The 18,371-nt window shown below is 41.9% G+C and carries 19 protein-coding genes, 1 tRNA gene and 1 pseudogene; 9 read left to right on the forward strand and 12 right to left on the reverse strand.

What is annotated here, in order from left to right:
• Nucleotides 1-140 precede the first annotated feature (140 nt).
• Both JZ784_RS01885 and JZ784_RS01890 read left to right on the forward strand, forming a co-directional pair.
• Nucleotides 141-845: an AzlC family ABC transporter permease gene (locus JZ784_RS01885; RefSeq protein ID WP_219189804.1), complete on the forward strand. Its 705-nt coding sequence runs from the start codon at nucleotides 141-143 to the stop codon at nucleotides 843-845.
• Nucleotides 845-1,162 carry an AzlD domain-containing protein gene (locus JZ784_RS01890; protein ID WP_219189803.1) on the forward strand — a complete coding sequence of 106 codons (318 nt, stop codon included), beginning with the start codon at nucleotides 845-847 and terminating at the stop codon, nucleotides 1,160-1,162. The genes JZ784_RS01885 and JZ784_RS01890 overlap by 1 nt, the downstream gene beginning before the upstream one ends.
• A gap of 92 nt (nucleotides 1,163-1,254) precedes the next feature.
• Here the strand turns inward: JZ784_RS01890 and JZ784_RS01895 are convergent, their stop codons facing one another.
• The 7 genes from JZ784_RS01895 to JZ784_RS01925 all read right to left on the reverse strand — a co-directional run bounded on the left by JZ784_RS01895 (nucleotide 1,255) and on the right by JZ784_RS01925 (nucleotide 7,728).
• The gene (locus tag JZ784_RS01895; RefSeq protein ID WP_346313590.1) at nucleotides 1,255-1,710 is read right to left on the reverse strand and encodes an Mpo1-like protein; all 456 of its coding nucleotides are present in this window, start codon (nucleotides 1,708-1,710) and stop codon (nucleotides 1,255-1,257) included.
• 310 nt (nucleotides 1,711-2,020) lie between these two features.
• On the reverse strand, nucleotides 2,021-2,632 hold the full coding sequence (locus JZ784_RS01900) for a septal ring lytic transglycosylase RlpA family protein (RefSeq protein ID WP_005011197.1): 612 nt from the start codon (nucleotides 2,630-2,632) through the stop codon (nucleotides 2,021-2,023).
• Between the two features lie 286 nt (nucleotides 2,633-2,918).
• Nucleotides 2,919-3,920, reverse strand: a complete 1,002-nt coding sequence (gene mltB / locus JZ784_RS01905; protein WP_346314240.1) for a lytic murein transglycosylase B — start codon at nucleotides 3,918-3,920, stop codon at nucleotides 2,919-2,921.
• 611 nt (nucleotides 3,921-4,531) lie between these two features.
• Entirely contained in the window at nucleotides 4,532-5,182 is a 651-nt protein-coding gene (locus tag JZ784_RS01910; protein ID WP_005011193.1) for a hypothetical protein, read from the reverse strand.
• A gap of 25 nt (nucleotides 5,183-5,207) precedes the next feature.
• Nucleotides 5,208-6,023 (reverse strand): NADPH-dependent 7-cyano-7-deazaguanine reductase QueF, encoded by an 816-nt coding sequence (gene queF / locus JZ784_RS01915; RefSeq protein ID WP_346313591.1) that lies wholly within the window; start codon nucleotides 6,021-6,023, stop codon nucleotides 5,208-5,210.
• Nucleotides 6,023-6,796: an ABC transporter permease gene (locus tag JZ784_RS01920; protein WP_005011191.1), complete on the reverse strand. Its 774-nt coding sequence runs from the start codon at nucleotides 6,794-6,796 to the stop codon at nucleotides 6,023-6,025. Before JZ784_RS01920 ends, queF begins: the two co-directional genes overlap by 1 nt.
• A complete protein-coding gene (locus tag JZ784_RS01925; protein WP_005011190.1) occupies nucleotides 6,793-7,728 on the reverse strand; it encodes an ABC transporter ATP-binding protein in 936 nt (311 codons plus the stop codon). Before JZ784_RS01925 ends, JZ784_RS01920 begins: the two co-directional genes overlap by 4 nt.
• 178 nt (nucleotides 7,729-7,906) lie before the next feature.
• Between JZ784_RS01925 and JZ784_RS01930 the strand changes: the two genes are divergently transcribed.
• From JZ784_RS01930 to JZ784_RS01940, 3 genes and pseudogenes are all read left to right on the forward strand, one after another.
• A tRNA-Arg gene (locus JZ784_RS01930) sits at nucleotides 7,907-7,982 on the forward strand.
• 164 nt (nucleotides 7,983-8,146) lie between these two features.
• Nucleotides 8,147-9,379, forward strand: coding sequence for an integrase arm-type DNA-binding domain-containing protein (locus tag JZ784_RS01935; RefSeq protein ID WP_346313592.1), 1,233 nt, complete (start codon nucleotides 8,147-8,149; stop codon nucleotides 9,377-9,379).
• 234 nt (nucleotides 9,380-9,613) lie between these two features.
• Nucleotides 9,614-10,702: pseudogene (locus tag JZ784_RS01940) on the forward strand (tyrosine-type recombinase/integrase).
• A gap of 116 nt (nucleotides 10,703-10,818) precedes the next feature.
• On the opposite strand, the gene JZ784_RS01945 reads toward JZ784_RS01940, so the two are convergent.
• Nucleotides 10,819-11,775, reverse strand: a complete 957-nt coding sequence (locus tag JZ784_RS01945) for a hypothetical protein (RefSeq protein ID WP_346313593.1) — start codon at nucleotides 11,773-11,775, stop codon at nucleotides 10,819-10,821.
• A 546-nt stretch (nucleotides 11,776-12,321) separates the two neighbouring features.
• On the opposite strand from JZ784_RS01945, the gene JZ784_RS01950 reads away from it, so the two are divergent.
• Nucleotides 12,322-13,191, forward strand: coding sequence for an inovirus-type Gp2 protein (locus tag JZ784_RS01950; RefSeq protein ID WP_346313594.1), 870 nt, complete (start codon nucleotides 12,322-12,324; stop codon nucleotides 13,189-13,191).
• 237 nt (nucleotides 13,192-13,428) lie between these two features.
• A complete protein-coding gene (locus JZ784_RS01955) occupies nucleotides 13,429-13,605 on the forward strand; it encodes a hypothetical protein (RefSeq protein ID WP_219190868.1) in 177 nt (58 codons plus the stop codon).
• Nucleotides 13,606-13,704: 99 nt separating this feature from the next.
• Here JZ784_RS01955 and JZ784_RS01960 read toward each other — a convergent pair whose 3' ends face one another.
• From JZ784_RS01960 to JZ784_RS01975, 4 genes are all read right to left on the reverse strand, one after another.
• On the reverse strand, nucleotides 13,705-14,121 hold the full coding sequence (locus tag JZ784_RS01960; RefSeq protein ID WP_219190870.1) for a hypothetical protein: 417 nt from the start codon (nucleotides 14,119-14,121) through the stop codon (nucleotides 13,705-13,707).
• Between the two features lie 132 nt (nucleotides 14,122-14,253).
• Nucleotides 14,254-14,784: a hypothetical protein gene (locus JZ784_RS01965; protein ID WP_346313595.1), complete on the reverse strand. Its 531-nt coding sequence runs from the start codon at nucleotides 14,782-14,784 to the stop codon at nucleotides 14,254-14,256.
• A 28-nt stretch (nucleotides 14,785-14,812) separates the two neighbouring features.
• On the reverse strand, nucleotides 14,813-15,037 hold the full coding sequence (locus JZ784_RS01970) for a hypothetical protein (protein WP_346313596.1): 225 nt from the start codon (nucleotides 15,035-15,037) through the stop codon (nucleotides 14,813-14,815).
• A gap of 131 nt (nucleotides 15,038-15,168) precedes the next feature.
• Nucleotides 15,169-15,426: a hypothetical protein gene (locus tag JZ784_RS01975; RefSeq protein ID WP_346313597.1), complete on the reverse strand. Its 258-nt coding sequence runs from the start codon at nucleotides 15,424-15,426 to the stop codon at nucleotides 15,169-15,171.
• 692 nt (nucleotides 15,427-16,118) lie between these two features.
• Between JZ784_RS01975 and JZ784_RS01980 the strand changes: the two genes are divergently transcribed.
• Both JZ784_RS01980 and JZ784_RS01985 read left to right on the forward strand, forming a co-directional pair.
• The gene (locus JZ784_RS01980) at nucleotides 16,119-17,168 is read left to right on the forward strand and encodes a DUF932 domain-containing protein (RefSeq protein WP_346313598.1); all 1,050 of its coding nucleotides are present in this window, start codon (nucleotides 16,119-16,121) and stop codon (nucleotides 17,166-17,168) included.
• A 148-nt stretch (nucleotides 17,169-17,316) separates the two neighbouring features.
• On the forward strand, nucleotides 17,317-18,351 hold the full coding sequence (locus tag JZ784_RS01985) for a lambda-exonuclease family protein (protein ID WP_346313599.1): 1,035 nt from the start codon (nucleotides 17,317-17,319) through the stop codon (nucleotides 18,349-18,351).
• The last annotated feature ends 20 nt before the right edge of the window (nucleotides 18,352-18,371 follow it).

Here is an 18,371-nt window from a genome sequence, read left to right on the forward strand (position 1 = left end):
CAATCTTCGAATACAGCAGGTATGCGAAACGGTTTTATTTTCTTTACTTGCATTGTTTCTTCATACCGCAATTTTATTCAATCAATTCAGTGCATTTGGATTCATCCTTTTTAGAGATTGGAACTTGGGACGAATCCGTAATGATGAAAACATGGCCTTATTCAGCGAAAGGCACTCCGTCTTTAGGCTTTTGGCAGGGTGTGCAGGATATGCTGCCCTTGTCTATTGCCGTCATTCCATGGGGGATTCTGGCCGGATCTGCAGCAGTCAATGCGGGATTAAGCTTAATGCAGGCGATTGGCATGTCTGCTTTTGTATTTGCGGGCGCTGCGCAGCTGGTCAGTTTGAGCATGCTGTCAGCAGGCGCATCTGCTGTCAGTATTGTGCTCACCATATTTTTCTTAACCAGCCAGCATTTTATTTATGCACTGCATTTGAGGGATGAAGCGGTCAAATTGCCATTGGCAAAACGGCTCTGCCTTGGTTTTTTGCTGACGGATGAGTTGTATGCCACTGCTATGCTGACTGATCAGCGGCCTTATCGATATCTATTGGGGGCTGGGCTGAGCTTTTATCTGTGCTGGGTGGGGTTCAGCATTGCAGGGATTGGGCTGGCCGCAATGGTTCCGGATTTGAGCGCCTTTCATTTGGAATTCTCGATTGTTGTCATCTTTTTGGTGATGGCGGTTTTACTGCTGAATAACAGGCTGGCCATTGTTGGCGTATGTGTTTCAGCGCTTTCAGCAGCCGTGTTTTCTTGGCTGAAACTGGAAGCGGCCATTGTGCTGGCAGGGCTGTGCGGCATGCTGGCTGCAGCATGGCTGGATTGGAGAGGGAGCCGATGATGAGTTGGATATTGTTATTCAGCCTGACAGCTGTGACTTTTTTTAACCGCTACCTTTTTCTGGAGCCTAAAACAGCAATTAAATTGCCAGATTTTACCCTGCGTATGCTGAAATATGCGGCGCCGTGCCTGATGGTTTCCATTTCTACACCGATTGTCTTTTTCGAGCACGGTGAATGGAAAGGAATCATCAGCAACAGCTATTTTTATGGCGCTATTTTTGCTGTTTTCGTGACTGCAATTACACGCAAAATGCTGATCAGCATTGCGCTGAGTTTGCTATTTTTTTATGTCATGATTTATTTTTTCGATTTTTAAAAATGAGATGAAAATAATTCAAATAAGAGGGCTGATTTGATGAAAAAAGCTAAACAAAAAGCCTTTTTCATCCCAGCTGGAAAATCCGTGCGCTAAATGCTCGTCATTTGCGTTTTTTGGCGGGTTTCCCATTTAGCGCTAACTTTGCCTAGGTAGGCGTCTACACACCATAGAGGGCCAATGAGGAGGAATTGAAGATCTTTAAAGAAAGACGGTTTTTTCCCTTCCACTTTATGGCCATAAAATTGCCCGATCCATGCTGCGGTGAACAGCGCGATGTACAGACCTGCACCTGCAGGCAGGATGAAAATCAGCCAAACCATCAGCAGTGTCAGCGCAGCCATGGCAATGGCTAAAGCAATATCAAGGCGCATATAAAACACCATGGCCAAAACAACCAGCAGAGCCGTAAGCAAAACACTGAAATGTGCGAGGATGCCGATAATCGAAAAATAAATGGTGGGCACGCAAACCCAATGGATCAGCTTATTGGTTTTGTTCTGATGGCTTTCACTGTATTCATCAAACCATTCGGTGACTGTTTTCATGCGGCATCCATTCTTATCTATATTTCTGAGTAAAATATAATCAAGAAAAGAGGATCCGTCAAAAGATTCAAATCAGAAGCATGACGGCTCGGGCTTTAAGCGCTGTGCTAAAAAATGCGATCTAAGCTGAGGCTGCCTGCAAGGGGCATTTTGCCGGTTTTGAAAATGAAGAGTGTTAGGCGATATTTGGTTTATTTGACCTTGGTGCAGATCATGCAGAGCAGCTGGGCGGTTTGCATCAGACTTTCAAACAGGTTGAAATGAAAAAAGCCGCAGGGCGGCTTTTCAGTCAAATGCAGTAAGTGAAGCCTTAAGAGTTCGGACCTTCGACCCGTTCGATATTGACACTTGCTGTACCTGAATTGGTAATGCCTAATTGCTTAGCCGCACCATATGAAAGATCCAGTACACGGTTGCCATGGAATGGGCCGCGGTCATTAACCTTTACGACTACGCTTTTGCCATTGTTTTTATTCGTTACACGAATAAAGCAGTTTAGCGGCAGGCTGCGGTGGGCTGCAGTTAATCCATTCATATCGAATGTATCGCCGCTGGCAGTTTTACGGCCATGGAATTGGCGGCCATACCATGAAGCTGTACCACTCTGGCTGAAACGGCGCACAGTGTTTGAAGCTACGGTATTCAACTTTTCAATCACTGAAGGTTCTTCTTCAGGGATCTCAATTTTTGCAGCGATGGTTTCGCGGCGGATTTTATCGCCAGAACGCTCAGTGATTGAAAGGCTGCTCAAGTTTTTAAAATTTGAGTTAAAGCTTTGCGCTTCTTTGTTCAAGGCGCGCGCGGCAAGGCGAGAGTTATCGTTATCATTGGTAAATGATGACTGAACCATCTCGGCTTGTGATTGGCTTAGGGCAACCGTCGTGGCAACCGCTAAGACATATTTAATAAGTGATGACTGCATTGTTTATCTCCCAAGGGCATATTTGCAGCTAATTTCAAGTGTTTGAAAATTATGCAATGTTGCCTGTTATTTCACTTTTGCAACTACATTTGACGAAATGGATAATATTCATGCAGTCAATAGGCTGTCTAGTCTTTAATTAAAATAGTTAAAAAAAGAACGCAAAAGAAACAAATATTGATTAAAAAATGATCAATATTGTAACATGTTGTGTAAAATGAGGGTTTTGTGATCTTTTTTAATATTTTTTTTATTGACTTTTTTATTTCAAAGGAAATTGCCGGCCTTAACGGCTGGCAATTTCAGTCCCTAAAAGCCACAGTGCTGTAGCATACATGCGGCTTTTGTTGTAAGTGGTAATGACTTGAAAATTCGGGTAAGTGATGTAATAAATTGGCCCATAATTTTCTTGCAGCTGTATGACATTCACCAAATCCAAGTCATCAATTTTTATAATAGGATTCAAGGGACTAATGCCCTGAGTCTTGATTGCGCCATAAGGGGCAGGCTGATTTAAATCGGCCGAGATGACAGAAGCGGGATTGCTGCCTGAATAGCGGGCGGGAAATGCAATCGGCTGATTGCGCTGCCAGCCATGCTGCGCCAGATAATTGGCAATTGAGCCGATGGCGTCTACGGCAGAATTTCTTAAATCAACATGGCCATTGCCGTCATAGTCCACGCCAAATTTAGGAATATTGCTCGGCATGAATTGCGGATAGCCCACAGCGCCTGCATAAGATCCGACAATTGAATTTGCCGGCACGCCGTCTTTATATGACCATGCGATTAAAGCGCTTAACTCATCTTGAAAATAAGCGCCGCGGCGTTCATAGCCAAATCCAAGCGTTGCTAAAGCGTCACGGGTGACAAAAGAGCCCTTGTTTGCGCCAAAACCTGTCTCTACCCCTAAAATACCTAAAATGATGGATTGAGGTACGCCAAACTGCTGTTCTGCGCGGTTGAGCGTGTCTGCATATTGCTGTTTAAAGCGTACACCGCGCTGAATGGTGCTTTCGGCTAAAAAATTGGTTTTATATTCATACCAGGGTTTGCTTTCACCTGGACGGTTCATAATATTGATAATATTGGGCAGATTTTTTGCGCCATTCATTGCCCAGTCGACTTGTTCCGCGCTGAGGCCGTAAGTCTGCATGGTTTTTTGCTTAAAATTAAAATATTGCGGCGTGTTTTGAAAATCATTGGCTTGGCAGAAACTGGTAATTGACAGGGCGCCAGCTGCTAGCGCCAAGGTTTTTAGCTTCTTATAAAAATGCTGTTTAAACATATTGGGCTGTATTCCAAAATTATTATCAATACGAATCAAATGACCGTAAAGCAGCTGCTCGCTGCAGGGGATAAAAGCATCAAAAAATGCTGATTTCAAAGGGTGTATTGCTTAATGATCTTAAGATAACACTCATGAGCAGCAAGTTAACAAAAAGTTCTATAAAACTAGACAAGGATTGATCAAAAGGAAAAGTTTCATCCGTCATTTCTGCAGATTTGCATGTATATATAGTCGAAGAACAGGTGATGCTGAATAAACATGGTTTTGAATTGATGTTCTGCTTTAAGCTGTGCGCTGCGAAGAGCGATCGGGCTGCGGATGTATGCGGAGAATTGGAGGAAATCTGATTGCATCAAATCAGCTGGAGATACGCCTGCGCTTCAACACTGCAGGCCAGCCGCTTTATATAAAAGCATGTATATAGTCATGAAAGGCATAAATTTAACGTTCGTTTAAATTTTTATTAAAAATTCTATTGTGCGCAATCGGTGGAGAGGCTGTTTGGGACTGCGTCTGCATGAAGAGTATGGTAAACAGCGCGCGGTAAAAAGCCGCGCTTAAATTGAATTTAAGTGCGGCTCGGGAATTATCAAACCATGCAGAATAATTTATGGATTGAACATCGGATCGTGCGCTTCAGCAAGTGCGCCAAGCTCTTCTTTGGTTAAGTTCGGGAAGATCTTATCAATGGCAATGTGAACTGCCTTAATGACCGCAGAGGAGCCGATATCAGCCGCTTTGCGCTTAATCATGCCTAAATCCAGTGTTTTGTTGAAGTCATTCATGAAATGGCGCACAGTCGCTTCGGCAAATTGTTTGTATAAGGCTGCAAATGCGGACTTATTAATGTCATTTCCGGCTTTAATCTCTGCATAAGATGCTTTTAAATTAGCAACTAAGCTGCTGTCTAGCGGTTCCCCAACGCGTTTAGCGCCAGAAGCATCTGTAAATAGGCTTCTTTCAGAAAACTCAATGGATTGCTTGACTACATTATTATCTGCCTTGCTCAATAGCTGCTTCAGCAGCACAGCAACAGTCGACTTTACATATCCTGCAAGTTTTTCAGCCGTATCGCGCTTGTCACTGGCAGGAAAAAGGCGAACAGGGCCAAGAATTGTGGCATCAATGATTTCATCATTGATCAGCAAGGCTGTTTTATCCCGCAAAGGGTACAGCGGCTCGCTTGAGTTCTTGCTGTTATGGCCAGTCTCAATGCTGTCTAAAAGCGAATCAGATGGAATAAAACCAAAAAATGGCATCGTATAAACCTCAATGTTCTTTATTTTATTGTCGCGCCAGTCGAATGGGGCGAGGCATCCATGTTAAGTCCGATACACGGCAAGGGTTAATGTCTAAACCGCCGCGGCGTGTATAGGCGGCATATACCATCAGCTTTTCAGGCTTCAGGTTTTGCCAAATGTCAGCATAAATCTGTTCTACGCATTGCTCGTGGAAACCATTATGCTGACGGTACGAGATAATATAAGCCAAAATACTCTCGTAAGACGGCTTTTTACCTTGATATCTTATAAATACCGTGCCCCAGTCGGGTTGTCCAGTGACTGGGCAGTTACTTCTGAGTAAATGTGAATAAAACTGGACTTCGATATTTTCATCCTGCGCCGCATCCAAAGCTAAAAGCGCAGCATTAGGATGGTTTTCCAATTGAGCTGGAATCAGCTCATCGATGCAAAAACCTTCTGGCTTAGAAACTTCAACACTATCTGCATGAAATAAATCGATCGTGACGGGCGCTCCGGCAGCCGCGGATAAATCTTTTTCTACAGTGGCCTTAAAGGCATCTTTAGAGTCAAACTTGGTGAAGTTCATACTGTTAAAGTAAAGCTTTAACGATTTGGACTCGATCAGATTCGGCGAGGCTGCAGGCAGGGTCAAGCGGCCAATGGCGACTTGGGGGATGCCGGCATGATTCAGCCATGAAATTTCAAAAACATGCCACCAGTCTTTGCCTTGCTGGATGCCTTCTACATGCGCATAGTTTTCACGTGACTGAGCACGGGCGATGGGAAACAGAATATCCGGCTGATATTCTGTTGGATAGTTGGTGTCTTTACCTAAAAGAGAATGTTCTACACTCATTATTCACGCATTCCTGAACCACGAGAAAGTAAATAGTAAGCAATGCCGTAAAGTACGGCACAGCATAATGTGACAACGCCAAGTGAAATGCCAACATTGACATCGCTGTGGCCCAAGATGCCGTAGCGGAATGCGTTGACCATATACACAATGGGGTTAATCAAGGATAAGTTTTGCCAAAATGGGCTGAGCGCCGAAATGGCGTAAAATACGCCGCCTAAATAAGTCAGCGGTGTCAGTACGAAGGTTGGGATAATTGAAATATCATCAAAAGATTTTGCATAGACGGCATTAATAAAGCCGCCCAATGAAAATAAGAAGGACGTAATCAATACAGTATATATAGTCACAAACCAATTGGTAATATAGAGGTCAGTAAAAAACAGGCTCATGGCTGTTACGATAATGCCGACTAAAACGCCGCGGCAAACGCCGCCCAAGACATAGCCCCATAAAATGGCATGCAACGGAACGGGGCTCATAATCAGTTCTTCAATGCTTTTTTGGAATTTGGCGCTGAAGAAACTTGAAGACACGTTGGCATAGCTGTTGGTAATCACGGCCATCATAATTAAGCCGGGCACAATAAATTGCATATAAGTGAAACCGCCCATGGTGCCAATGCGTGACCCGACCAAATTGCCGAAAATCACAAAATACAAGCTCATGGTAATCGCTGGCGGAAGCAGTGTCTGCGGCCAAATCCGCATAAAGCGGCGGATTTCTTTATGTACAAGCGTATAGAGCGCGACCTTTAGCTGGCTTAAATTCATTGCGCGGCTCCATCAAGATTTTTTTCCACCATTTTGACAAACAGTTCCTCTAAACGGTTGGATTTGTTGCGCATGCTGCGCACTTGAATGCCCTGTGCTTCCATCAATTGGAACAGCTGATTTAATGTATGCGCTTTGTCCATCGTTACTTCTAGGGTGACAGGGTCGATCAAATTAAAACGCACGCCAATAATATCGACATGCAGCGGTTCAATCGGCGCGGCCAAATCAAAGATAAAAGATTCTTCATTTAGCTGATTTAAGAAGTCTTTCATACTGGTATCTTCTTTAATCACACCGCGGTCAATGATGGCAATCCGGCGGCACAGCATTTCCGCTTCTTCTAAATAGTGCGTTGTTAGAATGATAGACGTGCCTTTTTCATTCATTTCGGTCAGGAATTCCCACATCGAGCGGCGCAGTTCAATATCGACACCGGCAGTCGGTTCATCCAAGATTAGTAACTTGGGCTCATGCATCATGGCGCGGGCGATCATCAGGCGGCGCTTCATGCCGCCTGACAGCATGCGGCCTTGGGTATTGCGCTTTTCCCATAAACCGAGCTTTTCTAAATATTCTTCAGCGCGCTTTTCGGCGATTTTCTTAGGAATGCCATAGTAGCCGGCTTGGGTCACTAAAATATCAAAGGTTTTTTCAAATTGCCCAAAGTTGAATTCTTGCGGGACGACACCTAGGCATTGTTTCGCTTCAGACGGGTGAGTGTCTAAATTATGCCCAAAAATTTCCACGCTGCCAGATGTTTTTTTCGTCAGGGAGCTGATGATGCTGATAGTTGTTGATTTACCTGCACCATTTGGACCTAATAGCGCATAGAACTCACCTTCAGGAACGGTTAAATTGATTCCTTTCAGCGCTTGAAAACCGTTTTTATAGGTTTTAGATAAATCCCTTAGCGTCAATGCATCAGTCATGAAAATATTACCTGGTGAATAATGGGGCTATTGTGAGCGAATTGACTGAATAAACCAAGTAACTCACAGGGAATACTGCGTTTCAAATTTGGGATATTGTATAAAGTATAGGCACAAAAATGCATAACCTGTATATAGTTGCTTTACCTTACTGATTTTTTTGATATGATGTGCACGCGCGCTCATAGCTCAACTGGATAGAGTACAGGTCTCCGAAGCCTGTGGCGTGGGTTCGAGTCCCGCTGAGCGCACCATTTTCCTGTTTTAGCCCATCCGATTAAATACAAAAATCATTAAAAATAAATAACTTGCGCGATTCGCTTGTTTGATGCCGTCCGACGGCGTTTTAGGATACCGTAAAGTTTTACGGTATTTTTTACGGTACATCCGATTTCTTGTAAAAATATACCGTAAAAAGATGCCTAAATTAGTTATCAGTCTAACAGACTCAAAAATTAAATCCGCAATATCAATGCAAAAGAAAACATTTGAAAAAAATATTAAGCTTTCAGATGGTGGTGGCCTATATCTGTTATTAGATAAAAAAGGCGGTGCATATTGGCGTTTTGACTACATGCGGCCTTATTCTAAAAAAAGAGCAACATTAGCTTTAGGCGTTTATCCAAGGTGTACTTTGGCTGCAGCTAGAGCTAAACGAGAAGAATTTAGACTTTTGCTTTCTCAGTGTGTCGACCCATGTGAGCAAAAGCCTAAGTCTCAAGATAGTACAAAAAGTAAATTAAAAAATCTATTTAGAACTATAGCGGATGAATACCGTAAGACAGAAGAACTAGAGCCAAGTACCCAGCGAAGGAACCAATTTATTTGGAATAAACTATATACATCTATTGGAGATTATTCAGTAGATGAAATTACGCCGTCTCAAATTCTAGATGTATGCCGTTTATATGAGCGACAAGGTAAAACGGATTCTGCCAAACGTATGAGAAGTAAGGCATCACAAGTTTTTCGATACGCAATCGCTTTAGGTTTATGCCAATTTAATGTTGCTGATCAAATTAGTGGTATTTTGAAAGTGGGCAAAACCAAGCACAGGGCCGCTATAACAGATGAGCAAATGCTTGGGCAGCTATTAAGAAATATCAATAAAAATATCGGGCGTGGAGATATTACGATTGATTATGCAGTCAAAATTTTACCCCATGTATTTGTACGCCCCGGTGAGTTGCGTGCAGCAAAATGGGCAGATATAGATTTTGAAAATAAAACTTGGCGTTACACACCGCCTAAAACCAAGAATCAGACAGCCCTGCAACATATAGTTCCTTTATCTGATCAAGTTTTGAAGCTATTTCAAGAGCTTTATCAAGTGACTAGACACTCGGAATACTGTTTTATCTCTATGCGTAATCGGAATAAAACGATTAGTGAATCGACCATTAATAAACGATTGAAGCAGTATGGTTTTGAAAATGGAGAAACGACAGGCCATGGATTCAGAGCAACGGCAAGAACCTTGTTGGATGAGGTTTTAAAATTTCCTATTGAGCGTATAGAGCAGCAGTTAGCACACCAAGTGAGGGATATACACGGTCGAGCATATAACCGCACAAAGTATTTGGAGGAGCGTACAGTGATGATGCAGTCTTGGTCTGATTATCTGGATAAATTGATGGATATAGAGCTATAAACCTTCTTGCTTTTGCTATATTTGTCTTCAGTTAAGTTGTAGCCACCTCCCCCAAAAATTCAATTCAGAGATGTTCGACTGAATGTAAAAAAGCCATTAAATTCAATATTTGAGGGCTTTTTTATTGGCTGTATTGTCCTATCCTAAGCTGTGTGACCCAATTTTTGCCTTCTGTGGGTAATTATTGGGAAAATTTACCCAATTATTTTTAGTCTAGATAAAGGGTATATACAGATGAAACTCACAGATACGGAATGCAGAAAAGCACAGCCCCAAGATAAGCGTTATCATCTTTCAGATGAAAATGGCTTATCATTATTGATCACACCAGCTGGACAAAAATACTGGAATGTACGCTATACCGTTCATGGCGAGCGTAAGTCAGAGTCACTTGGTCCATATCCAGACATGAATTTAAAGAAAGCAAGAGAGCTTGCCCTTGAACTGAAATACAAGCATTCCAAGTCAGTCTTGTACGAAGACACCAAGCCATTTTTGAAAGAGGTGGCAGAAGATTGGTTTGATAACCAAAGAGAGACCTAGTCATCTAAACATATCAGTAATGTGCGAGCATCTTTGGATGAGCTTTACATTACTCTTGCAAATAAGCGAATTGAGATCTTGCAGGTTATTAAAAAAATTGAAGCTAGAGATTCTACTGAAGTAGCTAAACGTACGCTATCTCGATGCGGTATGGTAATGAAATATGCCATAGCCCACGGCTATCGATATGACAATCCTGCAAGTGATTTGGTTTATTATGCGCTTAAGAATAAAAAATTTAAGAATTTAGCATCATTACCTGAAAGTGAAATGCCCGAATTTCTTAGACGGATTAAAGCCTATCCAGCAGATGCTCAGACCCACCATGCAATCATTCTAATTATGCTGACTGGTGTTCGAGTAAGTGAGTTGCTGCAAGCACGTTGGGAAGAATTTGATCTGGAAGGACGTAAGTGGGATATTCCCGCTGAGCGTATGAAGAACGGCTTACCTCATCGTGTACCCTTAACAGACATGATGATTGATGAGCTTCAGGCGCTACGTTTGACACACAACCAAGATTTATTGTTTCCACACTGACTAAATAATAAGGAAGCAATCCGTAGTAAATCAATCTTGGCTGTAATAAAACGGTCAGGTTATGCCGGTCGAATGACGACACATGGCTTTAGATCACTATTCAGTACTGTACTGAATGAGTCAAATTTGTTTAATTCTGATGCCATTGAACGTCAGCTTGCCCATATACCACAGAACCGTATTCGTGCTGCTTATAACCGAGCACAGTACTGGGATGAGCGTGTAAAGATTATGGAGTAGTATGAGAAGCAAGTAAGAAATTGGTGTTTTTAATAAGGATGAAATATATGTAGATACTCTCTTTGAACATAAAAGTCTCTACATATTTTGAAAATTTTACCAAATCAAATACACACTTAATATTTACTATTCTCTTTCTCGTCACACATTTCATTAAGAAACATTTGATGAATAAGTTTCTCCAGAATATCAGACTCTGATAAATTTTTGAAATCTGATAACTTTGCCAGTTCTTCTTTAGCTTTTTTTGTCAGTGGAATATGGTAGGGTTTTTTTACTTTATTCCCATCTCTGAATTTTTTCTGGCTCCACGCCTTATTAATTTTGTTCAGGGTATTTTCATATTTTTCTTTATCTATGTATAAGTAATAATCTAAATATGCTGTAATAAAAAATTGGCTTCTCTTATGATTTGTTTCAATGAATGGTATATTCATAAAATAATCATCAGTTTTTCTTAGATATGGCAGTAACCACTCTAAAAATTTTTGATTTTCTAATTTTTTAAAGTGATTTTTTTCATTTATTTTAATATTTTTGTTAAAAGTGTTAAGTGCTGTTTCAATTTTTTCTAATCGCCTTTCAGTATTTTCACGTTTTGTGAAATACCAGTGTATTAAATGCATGTACGCGTTTTCTTCATATGTAAAATTAAATGTATTATTGTTTTTTAAGTAATTCAGTAAAAAAAGACATATTCTTTTCTCTTTTTTTAATTCGATGATTAAGTTTGGTAATTCAATTTCACTGGTTTTTATAATTTCTAGAAATTTAATAAGATCTTTCTTTGATTTTAATTTTCTTAAAGATATAGGAAGGGTCTTTTTAAAGTCATTAAAATCTGAGAAATGTCTAATATCTTTAATTGTTTGAACATCTATTTTTTTCCAGTTTTCAGGGTTTCTTTTGAAACGTATAAGTTCTGATGTTATCCAAATAATATCCTCTTCCCTATGATCTCTTAGCGCATCGCCAATTAACCTCATCAATTCCTCGTCTGAAATCTTTTCGGTGGTATCAGCTATGGGGTGCAAATTCTTATTGTCGTTTAAGCCATCATCAAAATTAGGCATTTCTGAACCCCTTTGTGTAGTAATATTGGTAGTATTTAGAGAGAATTTATAGTGTAATTTAAAGAAAAATTCAAGTGATATAAAAAATTCTTAAATGATTGATATTAGATGATCATTATACGTAAAATTCATGTTTTAATAGATAGTAAAGCAATTTATGCCTAGTTTTTACAGGTATTTGGGTTGGTGTGACTTCGGAGCCCAGAAAGGCCATTGATGCTTTCTTCATAAGGCGGTGTCTTTGGAGGCAGCAGCTCATCCGAGAAAGGGTTATGATTTTTCTAGCGAAATAGTTTGTGGGGGGATTTAAAAAATTTTATATAAAATATCTTTTAGCTGATGCTGAAAAAGTTGAATAACTATTGCCTGAAATTTAAGTTTTTAATTTAGATCTGTTGATATATTTAAGGTATTTTAGAGTTGGGTTTTAATTGGGTTATTAATATTATTTAATTAAGATGATCTTACATTATTTAATGACAGTGATATAAGTAAATAATTACAGAGATCTTCCTTTTATGATTTAAACTATCAAAAGGAAATCTCATGAAAAAAGTTGTAAATGAATCTAAATTATTAATCTCAATTGAAAGATTTGTTGAGAATGTGGCTGAGAGAAAAATTCAGCCTCGTAACTTTTATAATGACCTAACAGATCTTCTGATTCAGCTTGATCAAATCTATGATGCTGATTTTTATTATTCAGCCCCTATTGGTGCATTCATCGAAATGCTACTGGATATGGATGAGTATTTAGATGATAGAGAGCAGTTATTAGATCGATTAAATGACCTGTCTTTTATTGATATACAGCAAATTTTTAAAAAACATTATCGAAGACATAACCGAGAATTACGTGATCATCGTTCAAGTGAATCCAGAAATACAAAGATACTGGTTCAGCGTATGAAAAAAATCAGCGATAGATATTCAAGGATTCTGGTGGTGCGTGTTGATTTGGCTTATCCGCTTAAATACCAAGATCAAATCGGTATTCAGGAATTCAGCGATGATATGGATGTACTTCGTACTCGGTTGCGTGATCAAGATACAATTTTCAAAGGTTTGATTGAATATGCATGGGCATTAGAACAGGGAGAAGAGAAGGGCTATCACTGTCATTTGCTGTTGGTTTATAAAGGCAGTGAACGTCGTAATGCTTTTTGGCTGGCGAAACAGGTCGGCAAGTTGTGGTCAAGGATTACAGAAGATCAAGGCTGTCATTTTAATTGTCATGGCACTGCTTATCTCAAACAGTTCTCTGATCGCAAGCGTCTAGGCATTGGGATGATTAACCGTAACAATCCAGATGAGGTGAAGAATATGCTGGATACAGTGGCTTATCTGGTACGGCCTGAAAAAGAAAATCAGCATCTTCGGGTGAAGTGCCGGAAGCGTATGAGAACTTTTGGTTAATAAAAAATAACTTAGATATACATCATCCACATGGAAATCACTGTCGAGTGGTCAGATTGAAGGGCTTATCCAAATAGGCCCTTTTTTTATTTTTCATTGGAGGTGTCAACTATGTTAACGCATTGCCCATATTGTCAGTCTACTCACATTCATCGTGTATTTGTTTCATATTCTAAACCGTCTGAATCTAGCCCGCACAGAGCATCCTTATTGAGTTCTCATGCGGGATTCGGCGGAATGGTCATAAAGCAGCTGTCCAAAGGCTGGCCTTTATCACCTTGGATCACGGGGCTGGCTGAGGCGCTGCTCAAAAGTGTTTATCTGTATTGGATTGAAACACGGCGAAGCCATTTTGATTCAGGGATCGCGATAGCGTTTTACTGTGAACAGTGCCAGCAGTATTTTAAGCCTTAGCCATCTGGGTTGAATGCGCTGTTGAAGAGGAATTAAAAAACCGATCCATAGTGACCGGTTTTTTACGGTATTTGAATGATGGCTTAATTTTTGTCCGCATTAGAACACATACCGTTTATTTCCTTGGATAAGCACATATTTAAAAATGTGCTCAGGCTTGCATCCACTGATCATGACATTGAAGTGGCTTTTAGCAGAAATCGTCTCACCTTCTGGTCCCCAGCTGTCAAGTTCACAGGGCTGATTCAAAGCATCGAACAATTCTATTCGATCAATCTCAATATTATGCCTCTTTGGGTTTTCGATTCTCAGCAATGAGCCGTGATCACCATACTTTTCGACACTGTAGCCTAGGCTGAAGCCGGCAGCGGGTTTTTTACAATTGGTTGAAATGGTGCGGATGCTATCGCTATTACTTTTGCAGGAATACATTTTCTGTGTGATCGGTTTGGCTTGAATATTCAACGCACAGCAAGAAAGCGTCAATAAGGCAGTCAGCAGAACTGAAGGGCGCATGGCGTAGATCTCGATATAGAGGTTTATTATAAGAGGAGTGTTTCATAGGGATTCAGCATTGCGCGCTTAAATAATTTAAGCGCGCAATGCTTGTTGAAATGAGAAGGACACCCGATTTATTTTTTTGATGCTTTATTTGCAGCCTTGATTGGATGCTGCAGCATCTTGGGTAAATGAAAAGCCATTGATCGGTATGCTGGAAATCGTTTTGACATCATATGCATCAGCAGTGGTTTCAAGAACGATATTCAGTTTATTTTTCACAGCGGTCTTCGGCGTCATGGTATAGGTTGAGCCTTGCCGGCCTTCATCAAAGTTAAAGCAGGCGTGCTTAAATTTTCCCGTTGCGGTTCTGATGGTGTCTTTGCCTAGAGTAACGGTTTTTCCTTCAATATTTATCACGTGCTTACTCGGCGCATTATTGAGCTGATTAACGCTGAATTGCGTTAAGCCCTTAGGGCTGTAATTGGCGTAGATGCTCAAGTTGCCCACGGTCCAATTGCTGAACTGAACCGTTCCTGATTCAGGCTTGCCAAATTTCTGAATCAGCGTCGAGCGGCTGTCATTCATGGTGACGGTTTTTCCATTAATGATCATGTGATCAGCAGCAAAAACAGAAGTTGTAAAAGTTGCCAGTAATATAGCGATGATATGTTTATTCATGATGTTTCCTTATTTTAAAGTCATTTCATTATTTGGAACGTAAGGCGAGACTGCCAATAATCACTAACAGCAATAGGCCGCCGATGAACTTGCCCACTGAAGGGAACATGACAGCAGGCCAGATCACGCCTTGTCCGAGATGATAGGCAAATGATTTATAGCTGTATTGTCCCCAGAAGGATTGATACAGCGTGAAAAGCAGACCAATGATCAAATAGCCGCGAATGATCCAGGTTTTAATCGATGGATTCATTTATTTCCCCCAAAAGCGTATTGAGCGAGCAAGAAGAAAAGCCCGAACAGGATCATTATTCCAATGAAGGGCAGATCTAAAAAGCAGATCACTGCGATGATGCAGATAATGCCGGCAATAACCCTCATGGCTTATTCCTTCAGACACTGATAGGTGTAGCTGATCATTTCCCTGTGAAATTCTTCGGTTTGCTGAATGGTATGGAGGCTGTGTTCCAGTACATCCGCTCCGAATTTTTTCTCAAGCTTGCTGTAGATGCATGTGCATGCAGCAGTGTCACCGCCACCGGCCTTGCACCCGCTGACAAATTGACGTTTAGATTTTCCGGCGCAGCCTGTGAGCAGGAGTACAGTCAGCGTGATGAAAGCAATTGATAAAGAGGTTTTCATTAATTCCCCCGAATTTATTGTTTTGGCTATTTTGAAATAGATGGATTTATACGCGTGATTGAATGAACAGACGAACGCAGGCCCTCCAAAGAAGGCGGAAGTCTTTAGGTCAATTTAAGCGGATATGTAATCTATGAATTATGCCAAGGGCGAGGGAATGGCCCAGACAGGCTTTAGGGAAAATAATAAGGCGAGATAAAGCTTAGTCATGGTGATGACTCCTATATGCAATAGAAGTTCTACCGAATCACTGCTAAATGATTATGGTGGCAGAACGAAAAGGGGTTAGCAGACTGGGCATATAGAACCAGCACGCGCGGACGCGTCCCCCTCCCGTTCTACCGCAAAGAGGGACGAGAAGGTTTCACATAGACGTTACCCTCAGAGAGAATAAGTCTGATGCGCTATACACAACGGTCTGCTAAAACCGGCTGGCGATGTAGGCCAGCACCCAAATCATAATCGCAGAGATGGATCGGGTCAATTGCTGAGGATTGATTTGAATAAAAAATCGGGGAGAAGTTGAACAGAAATTAAATAAATTTCAGATATATAACATTTACATGAATCTTCATGCTGCTTTGCCACTGCATGATTTACCCGTTTGGCCTGCGCCCCCTGCAGGCCTTTTTTATGCCGGATATTTAGATTGGCGAATCTGGAACATATTCATTGTTAAATAGGAAAACATTATGGCACATCAACTTGAACAAATGGCCTATGTCGGCGAAACCCCTTGGCATGGCTTAGGCAACCAGCTAACCCAAAACCAGCCGATTGAAGTCTGGGCGCAGCAGGCAGGGATGGACTGGCGTATCGAATCATCCAATGTCAGCTACATGGCACAAAATGAACGCGGGCAAAGCATCATCATGCCCTATGAAGAGCAGCGTGTACTGTACCGTTCTGATACCCATGCACCTTTATCGGTAGTCAGTCAGCGTTATCAGGAAGTGCAACCTAAACAAATCTTAGAGTTCTACCGGGATTTAACGGAGCAGTCAGGTTTTGAGCTGGAAACCGCTGGGGTATTGAAAGGCGGCAAAAAGTTCTGGGCTTTAGCCAGAACAGGGCAAAGCGCAGCACTCAAAGGCAAGGATGTCAGCAATGGCTATATGCTGCTGGCAACCGCTTGTGACGGCACACTGGCGACCACGGCGCAATTTACCAGTATCCGTGTAGTCTGCAACAATACCTTAGCCATTGCCTTGAAAGGACAGAACAGCAGTGCAGGTGTGGTCAAAGTGCCGCACAGTACCAAATTCGATGCACAAAAGATTAAACAGCAACTCGGTATTTCAGTACGTGCATGGGATGAACATATGTATGAAATGAAACAGCTCAGTCAGCGTAAAGTCACACAGACTGAAGCGGCAGCGTATTTTGATGCAGTATTTAATAACACCAGCTTAAGTCCAATCGAGCAGGATGAAGGCATTATTCAGTTCTACCGCAATGTCGCTACACAAGCCAATCACCACACAGCCAAAGCTGAAAGCAAGACTGAACCGAATGGACGCGCGATGTCGAAAGTCATGACCATGTTTAATGGGCATGGCCGTGGGGCAGAATTGAGTTCAGCTAAAGACACGGCTTATGGCTTGCTGTGCTCAATTACCGAGTTCTGTGACCATGAGCGCCGCTCCATGAGTCAGGATCACCGTCTGGATTCTGCATGGTTTGGGGCTGGAGCAGGGCTTAAGCAGCGGGGGTTGGAGCAGGCCTTGCGTATGATTGCTTAAGCTTATTTTCAGATTAGAGATTTAAGATGACAGCATGGGATCAAGATGATTCCATCCTTCCTCTTTGATTCAGACACCTCTTTGCCGCATCTCCAGATGCGGCTTTTTTATGCCCGAAATTTAACAAAATCAGAGTAGGAAAATAAACATGAACTCAGCAATAACCATTTCTCAAACCAAAATGCAGCCGCAGCAGCGTATACCGAAGCTATTTATGGCAAAACGCTTTGTTGATACCCGAAAACTCAGTCAGGCCGAATGGCTGGAAGTGCGCAGGCAAGGTATTGGCAGCAGTGACTGTGCTGCAGCCTGTGGGCTCAACCCTTATATGTCGATGCTGGAGCTGTGGATGATTAAAACAGGACGGATCAAACAATCGATTGAAGATGAAAGTGAAGGTCATGCGCCTTTGTATTGGGGTAAGCAGCTCGAACCCTTAGTGGCGGAATACTACAGCATGCATACCAACCGAAAAGTCCGCCGCGTGAATGCCGTGCTGCAGCATCCAGATCCAGACAAGTCTTTCATGTTAGCCAACTTAGATTATTCTGTAGTGGGTGACGCAGATGTGCAGATTCTAGAATGTAAAACTGCAGGGGAGCATGGCGCCAAACTGTGGCGGGATGGTGTGCCGCTGTATGTCTTGTGCCAAGTCCAGCATCAATTGGCAGTGACAGGCAAGCAAGCTGCTCATATCTGTGTGCTGATCTGCGGGCATGAAACCCGCATTTTTAAAGTGACCCGCAGTGAATCGGTCATTCAGCACATTGTGAATGCAGAGCGTTACTTCTGGGAGTGTGTGGAAAAGGATACACCGCCAGATGCAGATGCCAGTGAATCGGCAGCTAAAGCCTTACAGTTGCTGTATCCAGAACACGTACCGCTGAGTACCTCGGACTTATCTGAAGATGAGCAAGCCAATCAACAGTTTGAACAGCTGATTCAAGCTCGCAACCATATTGAAAAACACCAAGAGCAATTTGATCTGCTGAAGCACCAGCTGCAGGCTAAGATGCAGCAGGCTGAACGCGCTACCTTTAAAGCTGGTTCGGTGACATGGAAAAAGGCCAAAGACTCAATCAGCTTAGACAGTAAAGCCTTGCTGAAGCAGCATCCTGAATACCTCAGCCAATTTCCGCAAAGCAAACAAGGCTCACGGCGCTTCAATATCTATACCGATTAGCCTAAGCAGAACATTCAAAA

Source organism: Acinetobacter sp. CWB-B33, from assembly GCF_039655955.1.
In the GTDB taxonomy this organism is placed as follows: domain Bacteria; phylum Pseudomonadota; class Gammaproteobacteria; order Pseudomonadales; family Moraxellaceae; genus Acinetobacter; species Acinetobacter bouvetii.

What these genes read in the sequence shown, in the direction of transcription:
- JZ784_RS01885 (WP_219189804.1), top strand. Translation starts at nt 141, where the DNA reads ATGATGAAAACATGGCCTTATTCAGCGAAAGGCACTCCGTCTTTAGGC.
- JZ784_RS01890 (WP_219189803.1), top strand. Translation starts at nt 845, where the DNA reads ATGAGTTGGATATTGTTATTCAGCCTGACAGCTGTGACTTTTTTTAAC.
- JZ784_RS01895 (WP_346313590.1), bottom strand. Translation starts at nt 1,710, where the DNA reads ATGAAAACAGTCACCGAATGGTTTGATGAATACAGTGAAAGCCATCAG.
- JZ784_RS01900 (WP_005011197.1), bottom strand. Translation starts at nt 2,632, where the DNA reads ATGCAGTCATCACTTATTAAATATGTCTTAGCGGTTGCCACGACGGTT.
- mltB (WP_346314240.1), bottom strand. Translation starts at nt 3,920, where the DNA reads ATGTTTAAACAGCATTTTTATAAGAAGCTAAAAACCTTGGCGCTAGCA.
- JZ784_RS01910 (WP_005011193.1), bottom strand. Translation starts at nt 5,182, where the DNA reads ATGCCATTTTTTGGTTTTATTCCATCTGATTCGCTTTTAGACAGCATT.
- queF (WP_346313591.1), bottom strand. Translation starts at nt 6,023, where the DNA reads ATGAGTGTAGAACATTCTCTTTTAGGTAAAGACACCAACTATCCAACA.
- JZ784_RS01920 (WP_005011191.1), bottom strand. Translation starts at nt 6,796, where the DNA reads ATGAATTTAAGCCAGCTAAAGGTCGCGCTCTATACGCTTGTACATAAA.
- JZ784_RS01925 (WP_005011190.1), bottom strand. Translation starts at nt 7,728, where the DNA reads ATGACTGATGCATTGACGCTAAGGGATTTATCTAAAACCTATAAAAAC.
- JZ784_RS01935 (WP_346313592.1), top strand. Translation starts at nt 8,147, where the DNA reads ATGCCTAAATTAGTTATCAGTCTAACAGACTCAAAAATTAAATCCGCA.
- JZ784_RS01945 (WP_346313593.1), bottom strand. Translation starts at nt 11,775, where the DNA reads ATGCCTAATTTTGATGATGGCTTAAACGACAATAAGAATTTGCACCCC.
- JZ784_RS01950 (WP_346313594.1), top strand. Translation starts at nt 12,322, where the DNA reads ATGAAAAAAGTTGTAAATGAATCTAAATTATTAATCTCAATTGAAAGA.
- JZ784_RS01955 (WP_219190868.1), top strand. Translation starts at nt 13,429, where the DNA reads ATGGTCATAAAGCAGCTGTCCAAAGGCTGGCCTTTATCACCTTGGATC.
- JZ784_RS01960 (WP_219190870.1), bottom strand. Translation starts at nt 14,121, where the DNA reads ATGCGCCCTTCAGTTCTGCTGACTGCCTTATTGACGCTTTCTTGCTGT.
- JZ784_RS01965 (WP_346313595.1), bottom strand. Translation starts at nt 14,784, where the DNA reads ATGAATAAACATATCATCGCTATATTACTGGCAACTTTTACAACTTCT.
- JZ784_RS01970 (WP_346313596.1), bottom strand. Translation starts at nt 15,037, where the DNA reads ATGAATCCATCGATTAAAACCTGGATCATTCGCGGCTATTTGATCATT.
- JZ784_RS01975 (WP_346313597.1), bottom strand. Translation starts at nt 15,426, where the DNA reads ATGAAAACCTCTTTATCAATTGCTTTCATCACGCTGACTGTACTCCTG.
- JZ784_RS01980 (WP_346313598.1), top strand. Translation starts at nt 16,119, where the DNA reads ATGGCACATCAACTTGAACAAATGGCCTATGTCGGCGAAACCCCTTGG.
- JZ784_RS01985 (WP_346313599.1), top strand. Translation starts at nt 17,317, where the DNA reads ATGAACTCAGCAATAACCATTTCTCAAACCAAAATGCAGCCGCAGCAG.